Origin of the sequence: Polaribacter sp. Asnod6-C07 (assembly GCF_045063625.1) — a bacterium.
GTDB lineage: Bacteria > Bacteroidota > Bacteroidia > Flavobacteriales > Flavobacteriaceae > Polaribacter > Polaribacter vadi_A.
In genome coordinates this window covers 1749348-1774606 of the sequence record NZ_JBEFOF010000005.1, presented here as the reverse complement: position 1 = coordinate 1774606, position 25259 = coordinate 1749348, and the positions used below count along the sequence as shown (strand labels likewise).

At 29.2% G+C, this 25259-nt stretch carries 23 protein-coding genes and 1 tRNA gene; 17 read left to right on the top strand and 7 right to left on the bottom strand.

All coding sequences use genetic code 11. From position 1 onward, the window contains the following. Nucleotides 1-16 precede the first annotated feature (16 nt). The 4 genes from ACJJVK_RS07525 (at nucleotide 17) to ACJJVK_RS07510 (ending at nucleotide 3828) form a co-directional block, all read left to right on the top strand. Nucleotides 17-700, top strand: a complete 684-nt coding sequence (locus ACJJVK_RS07525; protein WP_405564758.1) for a GPP34 family phosphoprotein — start codon at nucleotides 17-19, stop codon at nucleotides 698-700. 743 nt (nucleotides 701-1443) lie between these two features. Next, nucleotides 1444-1587, top strand: coding sequence for a hypothetical protein (locus tag ACJJVK_RS07520; protein ID WP_405564755.1), 144 nt, complete (start codon nucleotides 1444-1446; stop codon nucleotides 1585-1587). A gap of 279 nt (nucleotides 1588-1866) precedes the next feature. Next, nucleotides 1867-2559 (top strand): hypothetical protein, encoded by a 693-nt coding sequence (locus tag ACJJVK_RS07515; RefSeq protein WP_405564754.1) that lies wholly within the window; start codon nucleotides 1867-1869, stop codon nucleotides 2557-2559. Between the two features lie 195 nt (nucleotides 2560-2754). Then, complete coding sequence (locus tag ACJJVK_RS07510) at nucleotides 2755-3828, top strand: Fic family protein (RefSeq protein ID WP_405564752.1); 1074 nt, start codon at nucleotides 2755-2757, stop codon at nucleotides 3826-3828. A 66-nt stretch (nucleotides 3829-3894) separates the two neighbouring features. Here the strand turns inward: ACJJVK_RS07510 and ACJJVK_RS07505 are convergent, their stop codons facing one another. From ACJJVK_RS07505 to ACJJVK_RS07485, 5 genes are all read right to left on the bottom strand, one after another. Continuing rightward, the gene (locus ACJJVK_RS07505) at nucleotides 3895-4305 is read right to left on the bottom strand and encodes a hypothetical protein (RefSeq protein WP_405564749.1); all 411 of its coding nucleotides are present in this window, start codon (nucleotides 4303-4305) and stop codon (nucleotides 3895-3897) included. A 47-nt stretch (nucleotides 4306-4352) separates the two neighbouring features. After that, a complete protein-coding gene (locus ACJJVK_RS07500) occupies nucleotides 4353-4544 on the bottom strand; it encodes a hypothetical protein (protein WP_405564746.1) in 192 nt (63 codons plus the stop codon). A gap of 364 nt (nucleotides 4545-4908) precedes the next feature. Continuing rightward, nucleotides 4909-5346, bottom strand: a complete 438-nt coding sequence (locus ACJJVK_RS07495; protein WP_405564745.1) for a hypothetical protein — start codon at nucleotides 5344-5346, stop codon at nucleotides 4909-4911. Nucleotides 5347-5395: 49 nt separating this feature from the next. Then, entirely contained in the window at nucleotides 5396-6217 is an 822-nt protein-coding gene (locus tag ACJJVK_RS07490; RefSeq protein WP_405564743.1) for a hypothetical protein, read from the bottom strand. Nucleotides 6218-6326: 109 nt separating this feature from the next. After that, nucleotides 6327-6399, bottom strand: a tRNA-Met gene (locus ACJJVK_RS07485). Nucleotides 6400-6511: 112 nt separating this feature from the next. Here ACJJVK_RS07485 and era point away from each other — a divergent pair. Next, the gene (gene era, locus ACJJVK_RS07480; protein ID WP_405564741.1) at nucleotides 6512-7396 is read left to right on the top strand and encodes a GTPase Era; all 885 of its coding nucleotides are present in this window, start codon (nucleotides 6512-6514) and stop codon (nucleotides 7394-7396) included. Here era and ACJJVK_RS07475 read toward each other — a convergent pair. After that, complete coding sequence (locus tag ACJJVK_RS07475) at nucleotides 7393-7917, bottom strand: GTP-binding protein (RefSeq protein WP_405564738.1); 525 nt, start codon at nucleotides 7915-7917, stop codon at nucleotides 7393-7395. The two genes, era and ACJJVK_RS07475, sit on opposite strands and share 4 nt — an antisense overlap. A gap of 80 nt (nucleotides 7918-7997) precedes the next feature. Here ACJJVK_RS07475 and der point away from each other — a divergent pair, with 80 nt between their 5' ends. From der to ACJJVK_RS07430, 9 genes are all read left to right on the top strand, one after another. After that, the gene (gene der / locus ACJJVK_RS07470) at nucleotides 7998-9308 is read left to right on the top strand and encodes a ribosome biogenesis GTPase Der (protein ID WP_405564737.1); all 1311 of its coding nucleotides are present in this window, start codon (nucleotides 7998-8000) and stop codon (nucleotides 9306-9308) included. Between the two features lie 90 nt (nucleotides 9309-9398). Then, on the top strand, nucleotides 9399-11345 hold the full coding sequence (locus tag ACJJVK_RS07465; protein WP_405564735.1) for a leucine-rich repeat protein: 1947 nt from the start codon (nucleotides 9399-9401) through the stop codon (nucleotides 11343-11345). Nucleotides 11346-11606: 261 nt separating this feature from the next. Continuing rightward, nucleotides 11607-13133: a hypothetical protein gene (locus ACJJVK_RS07460; protein WP_405564733.1), complete on the top strand. Its 1527-nt coding sequence runs from the start codon at nucleotides 11607-11609 to the stop codon at nucleotides 13131-13133. Next, nucleotides 13133-14743, top strand: a complete 1611-nt coding sequence (locus ACJJVK_RS07455) for a glycosyltransferase family 2 protein (RefSeq protein ID WP_405564731.1) — start codon at nucleotides 13133-13135, stop codon at nucleotides 14741-14743. Before ACJJVK_RS07460 ends, ACJJVK_RS07455 begins: the two co-directional genes overlap by 1 nt. Before the next feature lie 17 nt (nucleotides 14744-14760). Continuing rightward, nucleotides 14761-15531 carry a glucose-1-phosphate cytidylyltransferase gene (rfbF, locus tag ACJJVK_RS07450; RefSeq protein ID WP_405564729.1) on the top strand — a complete coding sequence of 257 codons (771 nt, stop codon included), beginning with the start codon at nucleotides 14761-14763 and terminating at the stop codon, nucleotides 15529-15531. Beyond that, on the top strand, nucleotides 15525-16631 hold the full coding sequence (gene rfbG, locus ACJJVK_RS07445) for a CDP-glucose 4,6-dehydratase (protein WP_405564727.1): 1107 nt from the start codon (nucleotides 15525-15527) through the stop codon (nucleotides 16629-16631). The genes rfbF and rfbG overlap by 7 nt, the downstream gene beginning before the upstream one ends. Beyond that, nucleotides 16619-17524 (top strand): NAD-dependent epimerase/dehydratase family protein, encoded by a 906-nt coding sequence (locus tag ACJJVK_RS07440; RefSeq protein WP_405564725.1) that lies wholly within the window; start codon nucleotides 16619-16621, stop codon nucleotides 17522-17524. Before rfbG ends, ACJJVK_RS07440 begins: the two co-directional genes overlap by 13 nt. Before the next feature lie 2 nt (nucleotides 17525-17526). Further along, on the top strand, nucleotides 17527-18711 hold the full coding sequence (locus ACJJVK_RS07435) for a glycoside hydrolase family 26 protein (RefSeq protein ID WP_405564722.1): 1185 nt from the start codon (nucleotides 17527-17529) through the stop codon (nucleotides 18709-18711). A 289-nt stretch (nucleotides 18712-19000) separates the two neighbouring features. Then, a complete protein-coding gene (locus ACJJVK_RS07430) occupies nucleotides 19001-21307 on the top strand; it encodes a GAF domain-containing protein (protein ID WP_405564720.1) in 2307 nt (768 codons plus the stop codon). 11 nt (nucleotides 21308-21318) lie between these two features. Here the strand turns inward: ACJJVK_RS07430 and ACJJVK_RS07425 are convergent, their stop codons facing one another. Continuing rightward, a complete protein-coding gene (locus tag ACJJVK_RS07425; RefSeq protein ID WP_405564718.1) occupies nucleotides 21319-22530 on the bottom strand; it encodes a Pycsar system effector family protein in 1212 nt (403 codons plus the stop codon). A 116-nt stretch (nucleotides 22531-22646) separates the two neighbouring features. Here ACJJVK_RS07425 and msrB point away from each other — a divergent pair, with 116 nt between their 5' ends. The 3 genes from msrB to ACJJVK_RS07410 are packed head-to-tail and all read left to right on the top strand — an operon-like array spanning nucleotide 22647 to nucleotide 25220. Then, nucleotides 22647-23102, top strand: a complete 456-nt coding sequence (gene msrB, locus ACJJVK_RS07420) for a peptide-methionine (R)-S-oxide reductase MsrB (RefSeq protein ID WP_405564716.1) — start codon at nucleotides 22647-22649, stop codon at nucleotides 23100-23102. Then, entirely contained in the window at nucleotides 23095-23643 is a 549-nt protein-coding gene (gene msrA, locus ACJJVK_RS07415) for a peptide-methionine (S)-S-oxide reductase MsrA (protein WP_405564714.1), read from the top strand. The genes msrB and msrA overlap by 8 nt, the downstream gene beginning before the upstream one ends. Before the next feature lie 20 nt (nucleotides 23644-23663). Continuing rightward, the gene (locus ACJJVK_RS07410) at nucleotides 23664-25220 is read left to right on the top strand and encodes a protein adenylyltransferase SelO (RefSeq protein WP_405564712.1); all 1557 of its coding nucleotides are present in this window, start codon (nucleotides 23664-23666) and stop codon (nucleotides 25218-25220) included. Nucleotides 25221-25259 lie beyond the last annotated feature (39 nt).

Genomic DNA, 25259 nt, shown 5'->3' with positions numbered 1-25259 from the left:
ATAAATAACTTATTTTATGACTGACTTAAATTTGATAGATAAATTTCTGCTACTTGCATTAGATGATGAAAAAGGAAGCTTTAATTCAGGCCCTTTTGCATTAACGTATGGATTTGCTGGTGCCATTTTTTTAGAACTTTCGTTAAAAGAATGTATAACTATTATTGACAAAAAAGTAGTTGTAAATAACTTTAAAAGAATTGATGATACTTTTCTTAATAAGTATTTAGACATATTAAAAAACTCAAACAAAGAACGTTCCCTAAAATATTGGATACAAAAATTTGGAAACAAAGAACGCGATATTAAAAAAAAAACACTAGATAAGTTAATTAGAAAAGGAGTTTTAGCAAAAAGAGAGCAAAAATTTTTATGGGTATTTAATAATGACAAATTCCCAACCGTAAATGCAAAACCAGAAAACACCTTGCGAAAAAGATTATATGAAATAGTAGAACTTCATAAAAAACCTATTCTAGAGGAACTAATGTTGGTGAGTCTTATAAATACTTGTAATATGGATAGAATTGTTTACGGAAAAGAACGCTACAAAAAGAGCAAAAAGAATATTAAAGCTATTATTTCTGATGCTGAAAACAATATGTTAAGTACTACCATTAAAGAAATTCATACACAAATAACAGCAATGATTGTTGTTATTATGTCAGCTTCGATAGCAGCAACAGCAGCTGCTAGCTAATATTAAAATAAACATACAGAAAAGCGAAAACTAAAGTTTATTAATTTCTTTTAAAGAGATTACCCCTATAAATAATTGAGGCACTTAATTCATTAACCTATAATTTAAGCTAATTTATTGTGAATTCAAGATAATTGATCCGTTTAAAGTAGGCGTAAAAAAAACGGTTTAGAAAAACTAAACCGTTTTTTTTTAAAGCTTTATATTTTGTAGCGGGAACTGGACTCGAACCAGTGACCTTCGGGTTATGAGTTCGACGAAATAGCAGAATTTGACCCTTTTTTGCTCTATTTTTAATTAAATCGTTTACGAAAGCGTGTACTCTGATTTATATTATTTAAAAGTAAATCTAATAAAGATTTTTCACAAATTACTATTACATTTAAAAAAATAAAATTATAGAAAATAGCCGTCTCTTAATTATATAAAAAGTAAACTTCTCAGAATAACCTTTAATTAGTAAAAAAGTATTTATTTGAAGGTCAAAATAGTGAAATATACAGTAACGCAAGCGCTCAAAAAGTATTGGAAATTGAAGTATCCAAAGCAGGAATAAAAAAAATGTAACACTTCATGTTTTAAAACATTAAAAATCCGTTTGATGATTTCTAATAAAACACTATCTTTAATTAGAAAATTGAAATAAAAATAAAAATAACAAAAACTCAGCATAGCCCACCAATTTGGTTTTAAAGGCTTATAAAAGTTGAGTGTATATACAAGTTATGCCCAATTAGACCAAAATGCTCAATCCAACACGAAGAAATAGAAATATAGGAACAGCCAAACAAGGTTATGGACAAGACAATAAACTTGTCGTTCCTTATCCAGCTGTTGAAATGAAATACTCGAGATCTAGGTCTCACAGAACTGAACGTGTTTTTTAGTAGAAAAGAGAGAGGATTATCAGTGTTGTCGAAGTCAAAGCTTCACCGTATATACTAACCTTAATTCTCTCTTTTATTCTTTCTGATTTATAAGGCCTTAATTTAACCTTTTTATTAAAATGCTAACTTAAGCCGTATATAATTTATTGCTGGCTTCTTGCCTACTTGCGAAAGTCCTCGTGGACTTTCTTTGTCCGTAATTATTTACTAAATTAGGTGCTTAAAACACGCAACAAACCATATACAACAACGTTGGCAGTAATATAACGAAACACGAAAATGGATTGGAGATTTAACACAATATGGTTTGAACAAATAAATTCCGAATTATTTACGAAATGGGATTTTAAAGAAAAAACTACAGACAATCTAAATCTTGAAAGTATTGAATATGCAATTCTTTGGTATTTTAAGTATAAAGGAATCTCATTTGACTTACTTCCAGAATCTGATAAGTTGTTGTATTTAGAAATGAATTGGGCGAATTTTAAAGACCTAAATGGAATTGAAAAATACAGAAACTTAAAAAGGTTGGAATTGCATTATTGCACAAAATTAGAAAATGTCAGCGGAATTTCCTCTTTAAAAAATTCTCTTGAGATTTTACATATAAATCAGTCAAAAAAGTTTAAACCTACGTCTGAACTGAATGAATTAAAAAAGTTAAAAGTATTGCGACTAAACTCTTGTGGAGAATTGGAAAACTTGAATTTTCTGAAAAATTTCCCTGATTTAATTGACTTTAGATTTACAAATACAACAATACTAAATGGAGATTTGACACCAATTTTGGAACATCCTTCAATACGTTCAGTTGGATTTATGAATAAACGTCATTACAATTATAAAGACACGCAAATAGGAAAAGAACTGAATTTGAAATCATCGATTGAATACAAAGATTTTGTCTATAAAGGAGAATTTTCAACTTTTAAATATAAAAATACTACTGCCAACACCGTGTATAATTAATTGCTAGTACTCGCCTACTTACGAAAATCCTCGCGGATTTTCTATTCGGTTTGTATTTACTAAATTAGTTGCTGGAACACGCAACGAAATCATACACAAAAACGTTGTACTTAATGCGGGACAAAAAGTCACATATTGAATTTAATTGAACTATTTTTCGTATTTTTGGTACATATATAATTCACAAAAGATAAAATGTCCCAAATCAATAAACTTGCAAAACTTCCACCAAAAAGAGAAAAAGTAGAAACTATTGAAATTCTTCGTCAATTGAGTAAATCCTCAAATTCATTAGGAGAATTAAAAGGAATTGCCAAAACTATTCCTAATCAAGAAATGTTGATAAATGCTGTTGTCTTACAAGAAGCTAAAGATAGTTCGGAAATAGAAAATATTATTACAACACAAGATGAATTATATAAAGCTTTAGCAACAAACACAAAGCAACCAACTCAAGTTAAAGAAGTTATAAACTATAGAAGTGCTATTTTTTCTGGTTTTGAATTAATTCAGAAACAAGGATTTTTAAAGTTAAAAGATATTGAAACTATTCAAAAAACCATTATCGAAAATAATGCAGGAATTCGCTCAATGGCAGGAACTGTGCTAAAAAACGATAAAACTGGAGAAATTGTCTATACACCGCCACAAGAAAAAGATGAAATTTTAGATTTATTAGGAAACTTCTTAGAACATTTTAATGTTAAACAAAACGATTTAAATCCGTTAATTAATTTAGCTATTTTACACTATCAATTTGAAAGTATTCATCCTTTTTATGACGGAAATGGAAGAGCAGGAAGAATACTAAATATTTTATACCTAATCATAAACGACCTTTTAGATATTCCTATTTTATATTTAAGCTCATATATCAACGAAAATAAAGCAGATTATTATCGTTTACTAAATACAGTTAACAATAAAGACGAATGGTCTGAATATATAATTTATATGTTAAAAGCTGTTGAAGTAACATCAAATAGAACTATTGAAAAAATAAATTCAATTAAAGTATTATTGGATAAAACTATAATATTTGCTCAAGAAAAAGAACCTAAAATTTATAGAAAAGAATTAATTGAATTACTCTTTGAACAACCTTATTCTAAAATAGAATTTGTTGTAGAAAAATTAAACGTAGAAAGAAAAGCGGCTTCACGATATTTAAAAAAATTGGAAGATATTGGGATATTAACTTCTCAAAAAATTGGAAGAGAAAGCGTTTACGTAAATACAAAATTAATAGAAATATTAAAAAAGCACTAAATACAACAAAGAACTGAGTTAAAAAACAAACTTTTTTAACTTAAGAAGTATATTCTTTAAATTAATCTATAAATAAACTACACTTTTTAAAAGACTATCATAAAAAGGTTTTTGATTGTTTATATTTCTTGGCAAATTATTTATTTCTAGATATCTTTTAAATCTCTCTTCTAACTTCTGAATATCCAATTTTGTGGCTGGTTTATTTTCTTCTTTTATAAATAGTGCTTTTAATCCTTCAACAGCTATGGTACCTGCCACAGAATTACCTACTCCAGCCAAACTCATTTTTTCTACTTTTAGTTTCTCTAAATTTGATTTATAATTTGTTCTGTTTGTGGTTAATTCGTCATTAGATTTCTTTTTTAATTGATGAGAACTAACTCTACAACTAGCATTGCAAAATTTTTGAACCTTTCTTCTTTTTGGAAGATATTCCTTTTTACAGTGTTGACATACATACATTCTTGATTCCATTATTAGTTAATTTTACGTACGATTAACGTTTAATCGTAGTTTATTTTCTATTTTAATCCCTTTTTGTTAAAAATACGTGTAAATAAATAATCAATAGCATCTTCTTTTTTGAATTGCTTACCCATTGTTTTATAACTCGTTTTCGTTGGTATGAAATCTTTTTTTAATTTCTCAAACAACAACAGTTGCTCTTCTTTTGAAAGTGCTTTTGCTACTTGATAAACCGTTTTTGAATTCATTTATGAATCCAAATTTAAATAAGTTAAAATACTCTTTTTAGGATTTAGGAGGTTATGAGAGGTTTTGGCAGGTTTTGTGAATTACAAATTCTAACTTTCTTATACTTATATGCTCTGAATTACATAATCGATTGATTTACTTTTTATCGATAGCATTTTTTTAATATAATTTTCATTATAAACTGTAATAAAATTTATTTCAATTTCAAACACAAAACTTATTCTAATCTAAGAATTGATAAACTGGTTTTGAATTTATATTTAGATGATCTATAAAAAACATTTTAGATTGGCATTGTTCAACATCAAATAAAAACGTAAAAATTGGATCGTTTAGCTTAAAATTAAAGATAGAATATCAAAATTAGACTAAATGATTGGAGTAATCCTCTGGAAGTTCTGCATCGATATCTCTTAAGTATTTCTCTAAACCTTTCATTGTGGAATGTCCACTTATGGGCATAATCTTGCTTTTTGCTTCATGCTGAGACATTGTTTCTCTAAATGATTTGTAAAGCTTTGTAATAAAGGTGTGCTTAAAACTATACATACCATATTCAACACCTAATTTAAAATGGTCTTTAATCTTTTTAAAGCGCATTGAGAAATCATTTCGTCTATTCACCTCATCTGCATCCCAAGGCTCACCTATTTCATATCTACCAAATAAAAGAGCCTTGGAATCTCCTTTTGATAAGTCTGGTAAGCTTTCCAATAAAATCTCAGGAATAATCTTAATTTTTACAGGCTTATTTTTTTCTTTTAGGTATAACTTTTTATCCTTAACATCAACATCTGCCAATCTCAATGGGTCTTAAAATACTGTAAGAGATGAATTTTACAAAAAGCAGTTAATGAGGATCTACTTCTTCTAAATACTTGTAAATCTCTTTTTCTTGTTTGGATGTGTAAGTCTTATTTCTCTTCGGCACCGATTTTAAAACAGCGATTTTTTTAACAAAATTATCTTTAATAATTTCGTTATCTTCTAAAAGCTGAAACATTGAGGCAATATCTGTTCTAGAATTGTTTCTATTTCTTGCGCTTGTCCGTTTTAAAACTTCATTCAAATATTCGATAACTATTTTCTTGGTAATAAAATTAATTGTATTCTTATAATACTCTTTTTCTTTTAACCACTTTTCAAATAGACCTATTCTACTCTTATATTGAACAAATGAGTTTTTGTTCATCATATTCACTTTTAAATCTAAAGTAAATTCAAAGGCTTCTGAAATAGTTGTGTTAATTTGTTCAACCTCTATAACAATAGGTTCTTTTTTTATTATTTCAACTGTAGGTTTTTCTATTGCTAGATGTTGATTTTTTGTTGACTTTTTGTTTGAGTTCGTTAAATTATCACTAGAAAACATGGCTTCCTCTAATGAACTATTGTCCTGATAAGGATTAAATCCATACTCTAACAACTCTAAAAGCGCCTGTTGCATTGTTCTTAAAAACGCATAACGTTCGCCCTTAGTTTTTAATTTATTGGCGCCTGCTTTAATATTGGGCTGACGCTCTAGTTTGTTCGTTTTAGAGTTTCTAAACGAAAAATAAACATACCAAGGCTTTTCTAATGATGCTTTTTTCTCTTTGATACTTAATTTTGACCACAAGGAAATATCCACACCTCCTGTGTAAATTTTTGGCTCTGAATAATTCAATTTCATAGGTAAAACGTGTACGTTTTTGTGTACTCTTTGTAAAAGTAAGGAAATTGAAGACATAAAAAAACGAATTGTTAGACACAATTCGTTGATTTAATTAACGTTAAGCTTGTAGCGGGAACTGGACTCGAACCAGTGACCTTCGGGTTATGAGCCCGACGAGCTACCTACTGCTCTATCCCGCGATTTGGACTGCAAATATACAACACAAAGAAACTATTTTCCAAACTTTATTTCATTTATTTTTTTTTAAGACAAAATTTATAGACAAAACATAAAACAAGTTATCTTTGTTTTATGATACATAAAGCTGGTTTTGTAAATATTATTGGAAATCCTAATGTGGGTAAATCCACATTAATGAATGCATTGGTTGGAGAAAAGCTCTCAATTATAACACCTAAAGCCCAAACAACTAGACATCGAATATTAGGTATTGTAAATCACGAAGAATATCAAATTGTGTTTTCAGATACTCCTGGAATCATAAAACCTGCATACGAACTGCAAGCTTCTATGATGGATTTTGTGAAATCTGCTTTAGATGATGCCGATGTTTTAATTTATATGGTTGAAGTTGGAGAAACTGCATTAAAAAATGAAGCTTTTTTTAATAAAATCATCAACAGCAAGATTCCTGTTATACTTTTATTGAATAAAATTGATAAATCTAATAAAGAAGAAGTTGACGAGAAAATTAAATATTGGAGAGAAAAAGTTCCTAATTCTTTTGTTTATGTAATTTCTGCTTTAGAAAAATTTAATGTTGAGGCTGTTTTCTACAAAATAATTGAATTATTACCAGAAGGACCTCCTTTTTACCCAAAAGACCAATTAACAGACAAACCCGAACGCTTTTTTGTAAACGAAAAAATTAGAGAAAAGATTCTAATGCATTACAAAAAAGAAATTCCTTATTCTGTAGAAGTAGAAACTGAGGAATTTATTGAACAAGAAAACATTGTTAGAATTCGCTCTATAATTATGGTAGAACGCGATACTCAAAAAGGAATTATTATAGGTCATAAAGGAAGTGCAATAAAAAGAATTGGTGCTGAAGCCAGAAAAGATCTAGAACGCTTTTTTCAGAAAAAAGTTTTTATTGAACTTTATGTAAAAGTGAACAAAAACTGGAGAAGTGATAAGAACCAATTAAAACGTTTTGGTTATAATCAGAATTAATCATCTAAAACTTGTAACATAAAGTCGTGTAAATTTCTCATTTGGTATTTACCTGTATTTTTCCCAATTTTACCTAAAAAATATAAAAGCGCCCAAATTAATGGTAAAACAATCATCATTAATAAAGGAAAAAAAAGTGATTCACTTAAAGAGAATCGAGTATATAGCATCATACAAAAAGCTAGAAAAGAAAGCCCAATTATAAAGTGTATAAACATAAAAAGTGTCCAAACTGCTGGCTTTGGACCAAACAAACCTTTTAATAATGATGTGTCTACTGTTTTTTCAATAATCTCTAAATGTAGTTGTGGCGACCAAAAATGTTCGTCTTTTTCACAAACTTTTATAAAAACATGCCCATCAACAATATTTCCAGTAATTTTTGAATTCCCTTTTTTAAACTCATCAGAAAAACGCTCAAGTATATCTTTATAATTTTTATCTAAATCAATCGTAAATCTTGGCCTAAGAAAAACTTCGCTATTTCTTTTTTCTATTAATACATTTAATTTTCTATCCATAGAAATCTATTTTACAACCCTTTAAAATTACAATTAAAATCCTTTAGTAAATCGTATCTTTGCAAAAAATTACAAATCAAATGAATAGCATTGTTGCCATTGTAGGAAGACCAAATGTAGGGAAGTCAACACTTTTTAACAGATTGGTGCAAAAAAGAGAAGCAATTGTAGATTCTGTTAGCGGAGTTACAAGAGACAGACATTATGGAAAATCTGACTGGAATGGAAAAGAATTTTCTGTGATAGATACTGGTGGGTATATTAAAGGTTCTGATGATATTTTTGAAGGAGAAATTAGAAAGCAAGTAAATCTAGCTATTGATGAAGCAGATTTAATTGTTTTTGTAGTTAACGTTGAAGATGGTATTACACCTATGGATGCTGAAGTTGCTAAACTTTTACGTAAAGTTAAAAAGCCAATTTTTACAGTTGTAAACAAGGTAGATAACGCAATGAGAGAACCTGATGCAGTAGAATTTTACAATCTAGGTTTAGGAGAGTATTACACAATTGCCTCTATTAACGGTTCAGGTACTGGAGACTTATTAGATGCGCTTGCAGAAAAAATGCCAGAACCAGAAGCTGTAGATTTAGAAAAAGAAGAATTGCCAAGATTTGCTGTTGTTGGGCGTCCAAATGCAGGAAAATCATCATTTATAAATTCTTTAATTGGTGAAGACAGAAATATTGTAACCAATATTGCAGGTACCACAAGAGATTCTATTGATACAAAATACAACAGATTTGGTTTCGATTTTAATTTAGTTGATACTGCAGGTATCCGAAAAAAATCGAGAGTAAAAGAAGACTTAGAGTTTTACTCAGTTATGCGTGCTGTGCGTTCTATAGAATATTCTGACGTTATTATATTAGTTATTGATGCCACTCGTGGATTTGAAGGTCAAGATCAAAATATATTTTGGTTAGCAGAAAAAAACAGAAAAGGTGTTATCATCTTAATTAATAAATGGGATTTGGTTGAAAAAGAAACCAATACAATGCGAGATTATGAAGCAAAAGTAAAAGAACAAATTGCACCTTTTACAGATGTACCAATAATTTTTACATCAGCATTAACAAAACAACGTTTATTTAAAGCCATTGAAACTGCTGTAGAAGTTTTTGAAAATAGAAAAAACAGAATTTCTACAAGTAAATTTAATGAAACAATGTTAGAAATTGTTAAAAACAATCCACCACCTGCAATTAAAGGAAAATTTGTGAAGATTAAATATTGCATGCAGTTGCCAACACAAACACCTCAGTTTGCTTTTTTTTGTAATTTACCACAATATGTTAGAGATCCTTATAAACGATTTTTAGAAAATAAACTTAGAGAAATTTATAATTTTTCTGGTGTACCAATAACTATTTACTTTAGACAGAAATAGTTATATCAACATAAATTTAAATAAAATAAAAAACACTTTGAGATAACGAATATTTAAATACCTTTGTTATCAACCCCTTAAACAAAAAAAATGAGAAAATATTTTTACGCTCTCGCAATTATTTCCATTGCTTTTACATCATGTACAAGCCCAACTTCTGAAGAAGAAGAATTAAATGATACACCAAATGCTTTAAACGATTCTACCTCTACAGATGTAGGAATATCAATTAATATTGATGTTTTAAATAATGATAATTTTGGTGATGATGGTCCAAGCACAGGAGCAATTTCTGTAATTTCTAATACAACAGAAAATGGAGGAACAGTTTCTGTAAACACAGAAGGTACACCAAATGACCCAACAGACGATACTATCGATTATACTCCAGAAACAAACTTTGATGGTACTGATACTTTTGATTATACAATTACTGACAATGATGGAGATAGTGATACTGCATCAGTTACTGTGGTAGTTATACCTCCTACAGGGCCAGAAGCAGGAACAACTTTTACGGTTGATGATTATAAGTACACCATTACAAATGTAGACAACAAAGAGGTATCTATAGAAAAAACCACCGAAGATGGTCCTTCTGGTGCATTAGAGTTACCTGCAACCATAGATCAATTCGATTTAACGTATAGCGTTACTAGTATTGCAGACGAAGGTTTTGCTTATGCTTACGACATAACAAGTATAAATATTCCAAGTAGTTACACAAACATAGGTAGCCTCGCTTTTTACAACTCATACAGCATTACTAGCATTAATATACCTGATGAAGTTACAGAAATTGGTAACGATGCTTTTGGTATTTGTGTAAGTTTATCAGACATTAATATTCCTGCAGGCACATCTCATTTAGCTGATGGTGTTTTTGCAAGTTGTAGAAGTTTAACTTCTATTGATATACCAAACACAATCACAAGTATTGGTACTGGAGCTTTTTATGATTGTAGCAGTTTAAACAATATATCAATACCTAGCAGTGTAGAGAATGACAATATGGGTGCAGCTGTCTTTGGTTTATGTAACAGTTTAACAAACGTAACTTTTCCAGATACTTTTACAACAATACCTAATGAAACTTTTTATGCTTGTAACAGTTTAGAGAGTTTTACAATACCAAGTAATATTACTACAATTGGTTCTTCTGCGTTTTATGAGTGTAGTGTCTTAAAAGAAATAACAATACCTGCTACTGTAACAAGTATTGGTAACAGTGCATTTGGTGCTTGTATTAACTTAACAAAAGCAGTTTTACCAGAGAATATTACAACTATACCAGACAACTTATTTTATCAATGTTTTGATTTGGTTGATGTAAACATACCAAGCAACGCAACAACAATTGGTAGTAGTGTATTTTACGATTGTACTAGTTTAGAACAAATTAACATACCAAATAGTGTAACAAGCATTGGTGGTAGTGCATTTGGTAACTGCCCTAATTTAAAAAGCATCGCAATTCCTGATGGAATTACAACTATCGAAGAAACAACTTTCTTTAACTGTAGTAGTTTAACAGAAATAAACATACCTAGTAGCGTAACAAGTATTGGTAAAGGAGCTTTTGCTGGTTGTAATGCAATAAGCGAAATTACAATACCAGATGGTATTACTTCTTTACCAGAAATTGGTTTTTATAACTGTAGCAGCTTAACTAAAGTGAACATACCTACTAGTGTAACTTCATTTGGTGCAACCGTTTTTGGAAACTGTGTAAGCTTAACAAGCTTCGATGTTCCTAATACTGTTACAAGCATATCTACTCAAGCGTTTTTTCAATGTACTAGTTTAAAAGATGTAAGTATACCAAGTAGTGTAACAAGTATTGGTGATGGCGCTTTTTATAATTGCTCTCTTTTAACCAATGTAAATGTAGATATAGAAACACCTCTTACTATAGAAGCAAATGTTTTTGAATATGTTTCTTTAATCAATTTAACTTTAAAAGTACCAGCAAGTTCAGTTTCAACATATGAGTCTACTGCAGTTTGGCAAGAATTTGGAACAATAAGTTCTCTATAAAATTAGATAAATTAGTAAACCAGCTTATCACTTAAAAGTTAAGCTGGTTTAATCTTTTTTTATTCATCTCTATTTTATTTAAAAACTATATTTACTAAATTTTACATCTAAAATCCTTAAGAATTTTCTTAATTTTAATTAGATAAAACTCTAAAGAAATTAAAGAGTTATCATTAAAAAATTAATATATTTGGATTTTAGTTTCTAAAACCCCAACATATTTATAGTTTTTTCTAAATGAAATAAAAAACTTTAAAAAAAATGATAAACCTATTAAAGGTAAATACAATTTTTAAATTAATAAAAAATTGTAGCGTATACATTTTAATATTCTTAAACATATCTGTTTTTTCTCAAAATCAGTCTTTTAAATCGACTCCAAAAAACAATCTTGCTTCTCATACTATTGATAAAAAAGACGTAGTTACAACTACAAAAGCTTATCTATCAAAAAAAGAATACAAGCAAGCAGACATTTATTTATCAAAGTATTACAACCTTTTTTCAGAAGATTTAGAAATAAATTGGCTTTATGCTTATGTTTTAAATTTAAATAATAACAAAACAGAAGCTAAGAGTAAATTTAAAAAAGCCATTGCTATTGCTCCTAACAATAAAGAATTGAAAATGGATTACGTTAAGTTTCTTTATCAAATGGGTAAAATCAATGAAATAGAAAACATTTTATCCAATTTTACAATTGATAAAAATTCTAAAGATGTAGAGTTCTTGCTTATACATGCAAATATCAGTTTTTGGAATGGTAATTTTAAAACATCAAAAAAGAAAATTGATAGAATTCAAGAAATTTATCCAAATACAGACCTAACTAATAATTTATCAAATCAAATAGAAGAATTAACTGGCTTATATTTAAAGGCCAATTTTGAGTATCAAACAGATTCTCAACCAATGGATTATTTTGCTCAACACATCACTTTACAAAAATACGTTTCTAAACTTCTTAATCCTAGTTTAGAAATTTCAAATTATAATTTTTCTCCACAATCAGAACAAGCTATATTTGCTAAGCTAGGTAACAAAATGCATTTTAATGAACTCAGCTTAGAAGTAAATTTAAGTGCTGGTGCATACAAAAATTTCTCTGGAGATACAGATTGGATTGGAGGTATAGAATTTAAACAGTTTTTAGCAGAAAACACATCTATTAAGTTTGGCTACTCAAAAAATAGTGTTTTAGGTACAATTGCTAGTACTTCTATCAATTTAACTAAAGAAGATATATTTGGTGAGTTAGATTATAATAACAAATGGATAGTTTTACACAGTGCTTACAATCAACAATTTTATCAAGATGATAATAAAATAAAAGTGTTTGGTGCTTGGATTGTTTCTCAACCTATAAAAGTGAGCAAATTTGGCTTTCAGGCTGGTTATGGTTTTAACTACACAGATGCAGATGATATTTTATTTGTTTATGACAGTGAAGGTTTGGGAGTTTACGACCCGTATTTTACACCAAAAGAACAAAAAATTCATTCTGGTTTATTTATAACAAACTATAAGCCAACAGAAAAATTGACAATAAAAGGTAAGTTAAACTATGGTTTTTCTGCTACTGTAAGAAATCCATATCCTTTAGAAGTTACACCAAACAATTTTGAAATAGGGGGTTTTTATGATGAAGAATTTTCTTACTTGGATATTGAAGGGGCTGTAAACTATATGTTTTCTCATAAATTTGGTGTTAATTTAGTTTACACCTATCAAGAAACATTTTTTTACAAAAGAGATAATATTAATTTAGGTTTGAATTATAGATTTTAATGAATTCAAAATTACGTAACGATTTATGGGAATTTAAACAAGCTAAAAAAGTTACTAGCTTAGACAGAGCTATCTTTTTAGGATTAACATTTGCTGGTTTGTTAAGTATGTTCAATTTAATTGAATGGTGGTTTCGTGGCGAACACATAGAAAATCTTTTCTTGTTTGTAATTTTAAGTTTACTTTTTATATACGGAATTATAAGAATTGCTTTAGTTTGGATAAATTATTTACGCATTTCTAAACCAAAAGAAGTTCCTGTACCTGAAGAAAATTTAAGTGTTGCTGTATTTACAACCTCTGCTCCTGGTGAACCTTTATCTATGTTCGAAAACACATTTAAGGCTTTAAAAAACTTAAATTATCCTCACACAACTTATTTATTAGATAGCACAGAAGATGTTGCTTTTAAAGAATTAGCAGAAGAATATGGAGTAGTTTGGCTAAATCTTGCCAACATTCCTGGAGCAAAAGCGGGTAAAATTAACGAAACATTAAAAAGAACAAACGAAGATTATATTTTAATATTAGACCCAGACCATATTGTGTTTCCTAACTTTTTAGACCAAACTTTGGGCTTTTTTAAAGATGAAAAAATTGGTTTTGTTCAGGTTAGTCAGGGTTATTACAATATGTATCGTTCTTTTACAGCAAAAGGCGCTGCAGAACAAACCTATTCTTTTTATGGACCAACTCAAATGGGTTTACATGGTTATGGAGGTGCAGTTGCTATTGGTGCAAATTGTACTTTTAGAAGAAAGGCATTAGAAAGTATTGGAGGCCATGCACAAGGTTTAGCAGAAGATTTGCAAACATCCATAAGAATACATGCAAAAGGATGGGAATCTATTTACAATCCTGTAATTGTTAGTCGTGGTTTGGTTCCAGAAGATTTTACATCATTTTGCAAACAACAATTAAAATGGGCAAGAGGTGTCTTTGAATTACTTTTCGATGAAATGCCTGGTCATTTAAAACATCTAAAATTCTGGCAAAAAATATCCTATTTATCAATAGGAACTTATTATTTATTTGGCCCAATAACAGCCTTTTTTATATTTATTCCATTATTGTTTTTTACAACAAAAATAAGTCCTGCAAGTATGGATTTTACAGAATTTGTAATACTTGGTAGTCCAATATTAATTGTAGCATTATTAATTTACGGGTATGCACAAAGATTTTTATGTGATAGAAAAACAGAAAAAGGAATTCATTGGCGAGGAATGGTTTTAAAATATTCTTGTTGGCCAGTATTTACCTATGCTTTCTATTTAACATTAATAAATAAAAAAATACCCTATTTACCAACAGCAAAAATAGCCGTAAAAGGTTTTATGAATCCATTTGTTAAACCATTAATTATATATTGTGTACTATTTTTGTTGATGTTAGTTGGTATTTATATAGAAAGAAGGTACTTTATACCAGAAAGCGAATTAATACTAACTGCCAAAAAAACTTGGGCTATGATAGGCTTTGCTATGATAGCTTTTATCCAATTTATTGGTGGTATTGGTGCAGCATACAAATCTCTATTTATTAAAGCAGAAAATGCTTGGAGTAGAATTAAAGTAAAATCAAACAAAGAAATTGAAATAAAACAATAACTTAAAGTAACTAAAATATGAAAGTAGTAATTTTAGCAGGAGGGTTTGGAACTAGATTAAGTGAGGAAACCTCAACAATACCAAAACCTATGGTAAAAATTGGTGACAAACCAATTATTTGGCACATAATGAAACACTATTCTAGTTATGGTTTTAACGACTTTGTTATTTTAGGTGGATATAAATCTTACGTTATTAAAGAATATTTTGCAAATTATTATTTACATCAATCTGATGTAGAGTTTGACATGGAAAATAACACAATGACTACTTTAGAATCTAAAACTGAAAAGTGGAAAGTTACAATTCTAGATACAGGTTTACATACAATGACTGGTGGACGTATTAAAAGAGCTGCAAAATATTTAGACGAGCCTTTCTTTTTAACTTATGGTGATGGAGTTAGTGATGTAAATATTAAAGAACTTTTAGATTTTCATAACAATCACGACCAAAAGTTTACGATGACTTGTGTACAACCCGAAGGTAGATTTGGGGCTGTAGACATTAATACAGAAACCAACGAAATTAATAGCTTTATGGAAAAACCAAAAGGAGATGGAGCTTGGATTAATGGTGGTTTCTTTGTTTGTGACCCAATCGTTTTTAATTATTTAGATGATGATACAACTGTTTTTGAAAGAAGTCCTTTAGAAAATATTGCAAACGATAAATTACTAGCTGCCTACAAACACAGAGGTTTCTGGAAACCAATGGATACTTTAAGAGATAAAAATCAATTAGAGTCTAAATGGAATGATAACAAAGCACCTTGGAAAACATGGTAAATTTCGAATCACTTTTTGGAGGCATTTATAAGGATAAAAAGGTTTTATTAACAGGCCATACAGGTTTTAAAGGATCTTGGTTAGCACTTTGGCTAGAACAAATGGGGGCTAAAGTATATGGTTTTTCTTTAATAAATGAAGATGAAATTAATCATCTTAGCCTTTTAAAACTTGGTATTGAAGAAAAAATAGAAGACATTAGAAATACAGATGTTCTTCAAAAATATTTTGAAGAAGTACAGCCTGATATTGTTTTTCATTTAGCTGCTCAGGCTTTAGTAAGAGCTTCTTATGTTGATCCTGTAGAAACTTTTTCTACCAATGTTATGGGTACATTAAACATTTTTGAAGCTTGTAGAAAAACACCATCTGTAAAAGCAATTATTAATGTTACCACTGATAAATGTTACGAAAACAAAGAATGGGAATGGGGTTATAGAGAAAACGAACCAATGGGTGGTTACGATCCTTATAGTGCTTCTAAAGGGTGTTCAGAATTATTAACATCATCTTATAGAAATTCTTATTTCAATACTAAAGATTTTGATAAAAAACATCAAGTTTTATTAGCTAGTGGACGTGCAGGAAATGTAATTGGTGGTGGTGATTGGGCTGTAGATAGACTAATTCCTGATATTGTTAAAGCAACAGCAATTAACAAAGCTGTTTTAGTTAGAAACCCGTTAGCAACAAGACCTTGGCAACATGTTTTAGAACCATTAAGTGGTTACTTAACTTTAGGTTGGAAATTATTAAATAAAGAAACTTTTGCTGCAGAAGGTTGGAATTTTGGACCTGATAATAACAGCAATTTACAAGTAGGTGATATTGTAAAATTATCACACGAATATTGGAATAATATCAAAATTGAAATCAGTAAAAATACAGACGAACATCATGAAGCAAATTTATTGATGTTAGACTGTTCTAAAGCCAACAAAACCTTAAAATGGAAAGCTGTTTGGGGTATAGATAAAACGATTGACAAAACAATTAGTTGGTATAAGGCTTATTATGAAAACAATCAAGTTTTATCACTTTCAGATTTAACTGAATATGTAGGTGATGCAAATACTGCAAATATTTTATGGGCACAATAGAAATAAAAAATAAAAAAATATTAGTAATTGGTGGTAATGGCTATTTGGGTACTTTTCTTGTAAAAGCACTTAAAGAGATTAATGCTAATGTTTTTGTTATTTCTAGAGATTGTAAACCTTCGAAAACTGAATTTACAATTGATATTACAAATTTTGATGAAACCCAAAAAATAATTCAGAAAATACAACCAGATATCGTTTATCATTTAGCTGCTAATATCAGCAGAAATAGAGATTTTTCGATATATAAAGATATGACAGAAGTTAATGTTCAAGGAACATTAAATGTACTAAAATCCTTAGAAAATAGTAACGCTCATTTTATATTTACTTCTACTAGTGAAATTTACGGAAACAATACATCTCCATTTCATGAAAATCAAGTTCCTAAACCTGTTTCACCTTATTCTTTAAGTAAAATAAGTGCAGAAATGTTAATAGAGACCTATTGTAAAAATCAAAAAATACAATTTACTAACTTAAGAGTTTTCAATTTTTATGGCGAAAATATGCCAGTAGAATTCTTTATTCCTCAAATGATTTTAACATTAAAAAAAGGAGAAGATTTTTTGATGACAAAAGGAGAACAAGTTAGAGATTTTTTATATGTTGGTGATGTTGTAGAAGCTTTAATTTTAACAGCAAAAAGCACCAATTCTTACAACCAAACTATGAATATTTGTAGTGGTAAAGGAACAAAATTAAGCGAATTAGCAGAAGCAGTAAATAAAACTATTAATACTAAATCTAAAATTATTTTAGGTGCAATACCCTATAGAAATAATGAAGTTTGGGAAATGATAGGAGACAATTCTAAAATTAAAAAAATTACAGGTTTCGAGCCAAAAACATCTATAGATGAAGGTATCAAAATCGTTATAAATAAATCGTAAGCATGGCATCATCCAAAAAAACATTTAAAAGACTTTTTAACGTTCTTATAGCTTTAGCATTAGGTTATATTGTAATTTATGGTTTGGCAGCTGTAAGTAAAAGTTCTAAAGGGCCCTTAGGAGGTTTTCTAGAAAGCATGAGTAATATGGTTCAAGATTTTGAACGTGATAATATTCTAGAAAAAAGAGAAAAAAATAGAGAAAAGAAGTTAGCTTGGTTTAAAGATCAAAGAAAAAATAAGTTTGCTTTATTAAAAACAAAACATATTCTTTTTGGTGCTTCAGATGATAGCAAAGGTGCATCTTATGAAAACATTATTAATTTAGAAGATTCTTTAGCGATAACTTTCCCTATAATTCACATTTATAAAGCTTGGGGAGAAGGACAAGATTACGAATTTCCAAGAAATGAGATTGATGCCATTGTTAGAGTTGGTTCTATACCAATGGTTACTTGGGAGCCTTGGTTAGGTAAGTTTACACAAGAAAATTTCCCTGAAATTGCTGCTCCTGAAGTAAGAAACAATCATGGTTTGGCTTCAGTTGCAAAAGGTCATTATGATGCTTTTATAAAAGAATGGGCTTTAGAAGCTAAAAAAGTAGGTTACCCAATTTATTTAAGAGTTGGTCATGAAATGAACGATCCTTATCGTTATCCTTGGGGACCTCAAAACAATGATCCATCAGAATATGTAGCAGCATATCAACACATCAGAGAGGTTTTTGATGCTGTTGGCGCTACAAATATTATTTGGATTTGGAGTCCGCATTTAACGTATGGTAAGTTTCAAGAATATTATCCAGGTACAGATTATGTAGATGTAGTTGCTACTGGAGCTTTAAACTATGGTACAAGTACAAGTTGGAGTGATTGGTGGTCTTTTGAACAAATTTTTGGTAATTATTACAAACAATTAGAATCTTTTTACAAACCAATTATGATTGCAGAATTTGGTTCTTTAAAACCAGGTGGTAATAGAGCTGAATGGTTTGGAGATACCTTTAGAGACTTTTACACTAAATATCCATATGTAACTTCTATTGTCTTTTTTCACTACTCAAGTGATGGTTCTACAACTTATAAAAATGTAAGTTGGTATATTAAAGATGATAATGAGGTTACTACAGCAATTAAAGATGAATTAAAAAAATGGCCTGCGAGTATAAAACAACCAGGTATGGAGTAAAATATAATTAACGACTAAAATAAAAATTAGAAAACAGACCTAGGTCTGTTTTTTTTATGCTTATCACTCAACAACACTTATCTATTAAAAATCAACAACATAGACAAAAAAGACTTAATTATAATACAAAAATAAAAATATTCGTATTTTTGTAACTTCTTACCTCTTTAAACGTCTAAATAGACACAAGAATAATAACTTTTTCACTATGAGAATAATTGAATCAAATAACTTTGACAACGTAGAGCTACCTCTACAGCTTTTCGTGTCCTTTAAAAAGGTATTTGTGATGTTCGAAAAATATGCTCATGATGAGTATAAAACTCATCCTTTTTATAGTGCTGCTATAAATATGGTAGAATTGTTCCAAAAGCATCCTCAATTAATTGAAGGATTTTCAGATTATTCTTTATTAGAAAAAAACAAGGAAGAAATAGAGTTATTATTAAACCCTTTATTTCCTGAACCTTTGTTGATGAACGAAATAAAAGCAGCAAGTGTACCTTTTTCTTTTACGTCGTTTAAATTTACAGATCGTTTTAAAAATATTATAGATAATGCTGGTGATGATTACGAATTTAACGTTCGTAATTTTGAGGACGATAGCATGTACATTATGGCCTGTACATTCATTTTAGGCTTTGTATATGGTTATAATGTTGATGTAAAAAGACCTTTTTATTTTGATATTCCTGATAAAACAACAGGAACAATGAAATATTATAGAGCCGCATTTAATGCTGATTTTTCTGAAGTTACACCAACAGAAAAGGCACCTCAATTAACTCAAGAAGACTTTCAAGAATTATTAAACAACTTTGAAAACATAGACATTTGGAGAGAAAAATTTCCACCAAACAGTTATATTTTTAAAGGTTTTGGTTTAGTGAGTTTGTTTGATGTAACATCCGAAGAAATGTTATCTCAAATAAAAGCCAATTTACTTTCTGGTGGAGATGATTTAATCTATAAATTACAAAACAACCTAAGAGATTTTTATAGTATTAAAGACTTAAAATTAGGCTTTTCTATTTTCGATAATATCAATACTAAAGTTTGCGCAACTGTTGGAAAAAAATCGAACAGTATAATTCTAAATAAAAACGCAGAAATAAAATGTGATGAAAATTACTTTTGTGAAGGTATTATGCAAAAAGTTTTTGTAGATCATGAAACATTTATAATTTCTGATGTAGAACAATATGGTTTAAATACCCATAAAAATCCTTTTTATCAAAACTTACATGATTCTGGTATACAAAGTATAATATTAATACCAATTGTTGCTACAGGAAATGGAGATTTGGCCTTATTAGAAATTGCATCACAAAGAGCTTATGATTTAAACTCAGTAACAATAAATAAATTAAAAGATATAATTCCAGTATTTGAAGCCGCTGTTAAAAGAACATCCGAAGAACGTCAAAATGTTTTAGAAGCCACTATACAAGAGAATTATACTTCTATTCACCCAGCTGTAAAATGGCGTTTTTACGAAGCTGCAGAAAAATATCATCAAGAATCTTTAACAAGCGAAAATGCGAAGTTAGATCAAATCGTTTTTGATGAAGTTTACCCTTTATTTGGGCAAAGTGATATTAAAGGCTCTTCAAATGCTAGAAACGTAGCTATTCAAGAAGATTTAACAACTCAACTAACATTAGCAATTTCGGTTTTAGAAGATGCTTGTAAAACAGAACATTTACCAATTTACAACGAATTAATGTTTCGTGTATCTTCTTATTTAGAAGATGTTAAAGATGGTTTAAATGCTGGTGATGAAGTTAGTATTTTAGATTTTTTAAGTAGAGAAATTTATCCTGTTTTTAGTCATATAAAAGATATTAGTAAAGAGCTTTCTTTGAAAGTAAAAATTTATATGAATCGTTTAGACAAAGAACTGAATGTAGTCTACGAGAAAAGAAAAGAATACGAAGATAGTGTTACTCATTTAAATGATAAACTAGCAAGATTTATAGACACAAAGCAAAAAGATGTTCAAGAAATGTTTCCACATTATTTTGAGCGCTATAAAACAGATGGAGTTGAGTACAATATGTATATAGGGCAATCTATTACAAAGTCAAAAACTTATGACAATCTGTATTTATATAACTTACGTTTGTGGCAATTGCAAGTTACTTATGAAATGGAAAACTTAGCCTATTACGAACGTAATAATATGAAAAATGATTTACGTGTTGCTTCTTTAATTTTGGTACACAGTAATCCTATGGCTATAAAATTTAGAATGGATGAAAAGCAATTTGATGTAGATGGTGCATATAATATTAGATACGAAATCATAAAAAAACGTATAGACAAAGCAAATATTAAAGGCACTCAAGATCGTTTAACTATACCTGGTAAAATAGCAATTGTGTATTCGCAAGATAAAGACGCAGTAGAGTATTCTAAATACATTGCATACTTACAATCAAAAAATCAATTAGGTAAATTAGAATACCTAGAGTTAGAAGATTTACAAGGTGTTTCTGGGCTAAAAGCACTTAGAGTAGAAGTTATTTACCAAGAGTGTTTTAATGAAAAAGAAACTTTTTCTTTTAACGATTTAATGAAAGAAATAGAAGCATAATTTTAAAGATTTTATAAAGTATGTGGGCTGGTTCCTTGTAGTGCAAAAGCTATAGAAAATGCAATAACACTTACAATAATACCTATCATAAATACAGTATAAGTAGTTCTTAAAAGATTGTATTTTCTGTTTAAAACTAAACCTAAAAAGTATAAATCTTTGGTTAAAGAACCATATAAATAATCTTTATCATTCATCATTTCTTGAATTCCCCATTCAAACTCTTCTAATTTCATTTGATGAAAATTACCAAAAAACAACAAGTTTACTTTTTTGTTAGCAACATCTTCTTTTGTAAATTTTCCTTGGGTAACATTAGGTCTTGTTGCTAAGATGGATAAAACCATAGAAATAACAGTAAAAAGCACAAAAATTATAGAAGGCACTAATAAATAATCATTAGAAGGATTGTCTAATTTAGGAATTAAAGTAGACAAAGACATCGAAATTATAATAGCGTTTACCGAAAGTAAAATATTAGCTTTTGTATCTGCAATATCACTTAAAGTTATGTGGTTTCTCAAAGCCACTCTAAACATTGTTTCTACACCTCTTTCAGGTACATCACTCTTATTCTTTTTAATATCTAAAGCTTCTTGTTTCTGATTAAATTTCTTAGTATTATCAGCTATTTCTTTCTGACTTTTAATCAGTTTAGCTAAATTTTTAGCTTTTCTTTTACTCCAATTCTTTAAAGCGTAGTCTGTATAAAATTTCTGTGTAATGGTAAAAAACTCAATATTACCAGCAATCCAATCTATTTCAGACATTTTTCTTTTGTCTGTTAACTCCCACTCTTTTCTCAATAAAGAGGTATAATCTAAAAAGTTTTTCGAAGCCAAATGCGCGCAATCTGCATCAACAATAATTTCTTCTAATTTGTCTACAGGTTTAGCACCCATTTTTGTGGCTAAAATAATTCTAGAAATTGTTGCTATTCTTTTAGCATTTACTTCATTTTCTTGCAACCAATTAACGGCGATCTTAACACTTTCTTCTTCATGATTCGTTGAACCTTTTATAAAACCAGTATCATGAAACCAAGCAGCTAATAAAACATCATCTTTTTCTTCTTCACTAATTTCTATATTTTCACAAATCTCAGTTGTGTTTTCTACAACTCTTTGTGTATGAGAAATATTATGATACACATACTTCTCATCTAAATTTTTACTTAAAAAATTTAATACATAAAGTTCTGCTTTAGAAACTAATTCGCTCATAATTATTTTTTTTAATCAATCAAAAGTAAGTAATAAAATCAACTTTTTATTCTATTCATTTAGTCGTAAATTTATAGTAATTTTTACGACTATAAAAACAATACAAAACAATAAAGATGCTTACTTGGAAAAATATAATTAATTATACTGTAAAAGGAAATCCTATTCCAGATAAAAGAGTTGAAAAACCAGAAAAAGAATGGATAAAACAATTAACAGCAGAGCAATATAGAATTACACGTAAAAAAGGTACAGAAAGACCACATTCTGGTGCACTGTGCAGTATTTACGAAGAAGGGCAATACAACTGTGTTTGTTGCAACACGCCTTTGTTCGATTCTACAATTAAGTTCGAATCTAGCTCTGGCTGGCCTAGTTTTACACAACCTATAAAAGAAAACGCAATAAAATATTACAAAGACACTTCTTTTGGTATGGTTAGAGTTGAAGTAATGTGCAATACTTGCGATGCTCATTTGGGGCATATTTTTCCTGATGGACCAGAACCAAGTGGATTACGTTATTGCATAAACTCTGAATCTATGATTTTAGACAAAAAAGAAAATGAATAAAAATTTACAAATTGCCACAATTGGTGGTGGATGTTTTTGGTGTACAGAAGCTGTTTTTCAAGAAGTAAAAGGAATAGAAGAAGTAGTATCTGGTTATTCTGGTGGTAATGCTCCTGGCAAACCAACTTATAGAGAAATTTGTTCAGGTTTAACAGGTCATGCAGAAGTAATTCAAATAACTTTTAATGCTAATGTAATTTCTTACCAAGACATTTTGGTTATTTTTATGACCACTCACGACCCTACAACATTAAACAGACAAGGTGCAGATAGAGGCACACAATACAGATCTGTAATTTACTATCATAATGATAATCAACAAAAAATAGCCAAAGAAGTTTTAGAACAAATTCAGCCTTATTATAATGATAAAATTGTAACAGAAATTAGCGCTTTAGATATTTTTTACAATGCAGAACAAGAACATCAAAATTATTATAGAGATAACAAAAGACAAGGTTATTGTACTTTTGTAATTGAACCAAAATTATCTAAATTAAGAAAATTACACGCAGATAAATTAAAGTTACAAGGAGTTTAAAATCCGTTGCAAATCACTATATGAAACTGAACCTAAAAAATACATTTACATCAGAATTGCCTTCGGATAAAATTCTTGAAAACTCAAGAAGACAAGTTACTGAATCAGTATTTTCTTATGTACATCCTAAAAAAACAAAAGCACCCAAAGTAATTCACGTTTCGCAAGAAATGGCATCAGAATTAGGCATCACAAAAGAAGAAACTAAAACTGAATTCTTTAAAAAAATTCTTACTGGTAATGAAGTCTACCCAAATACAACACCTTTTGCAATGTGTTATGGAGGTCATCAATTTGGCAATTGGGCAGGACAATTAGGTGATGGTAGAGCCATAAATTTATTCGAGATTGAACATCAAAATAAAAACTGGAAAGTACAGTTAAAAGGTGCAGGCGAAACTCCTTATTCTAGAACTGCAGACGGTTTGGCTGTTTTACGTTCATCAATTAGAGAATATTTATGTGCAGAAGCCATGTTTCATTTAGGTGTTCCAACTACAAGATCATTATCTTTAAGTTTATCTGGAGACGAAGTTTTACGAGATGTATTATACAATGGAAATCCGGCTTATGAAAAAGGTGCAATTGTTTCTCGAATTTCTCCGTCTTTTTTAAGATTTGGGAATTTTGAAATTTTTACTGCCAGAAAAGATGTAAAAAACTTAAAAGTTTTAACAGATTACACTATCAAACATCATTTTTCGCATTTAGGAAAACCATTAAAAGAAACCTATATTAACTTTTTTAAAGAAGTTTCTGAACGTACTTTAAAGATGATTATTGATTGGCAAAGAGTGGGTTTTGTACACGGAGTTATGAATACTGATAACATGTCCATCTTAGGGTTAACCATAGATTATGGACCTTATGGATGGTTAGAAGGTTTCGATTTTGGATGGACACCAAACACTACAGACAGGCAAAATAAACGTTATAGATATGGAAATCAACCAAATATTGGGTTGTGGAATTTGTATCAACTCGCAAATGCTCTGTACCCAATAATTGAAGAAGTTGAACCTTTAGAAGCTATTTTAAATCAATATAAAATTGATTTTGAGAAACAATCTTTACAAATGATGAAAAGCAAATTGGGCTTATTTGTTTCTGATGAAGACGATGTTGAATTGATTCAAAATTTAGAAGATAATTTACAATTGATAGAAACAGACATGACCATTTTCTTTAGAAATTTAAGTAATTTTTCTGATGATAAAACTGGACTAAAATTAATAGAAAGTGCTTTTTATAATATAGAAAATCTTACAAATGATGTAAAAACTAGATGGAACTCTTGGTTTAAAAACTATGCTAAAAGATTGGCTATAGAACGAGTTTCATCCGAAGAAAAAAAGGAAAAAATGAATGCTGTAAATCCTAAATATGTATTGCGTAATTATATGGCACAATTGGCTATTGATGCTGCAGATAAAGGTGATTACACTTTAATTGATGAGCTTTTTAAACTCTTAAAAAAACCTTATACAGAACAACCAGAAAATGAAAAATGGTTTGCAAAAAGACCTGAATGGGCTAGAAATAAAGTGGGTTGTTCCATGTTATCTTGTAGTTCTTAAAAATTAGAAAAAAACTTTAAGTTTCAAAAAACTGAAGGG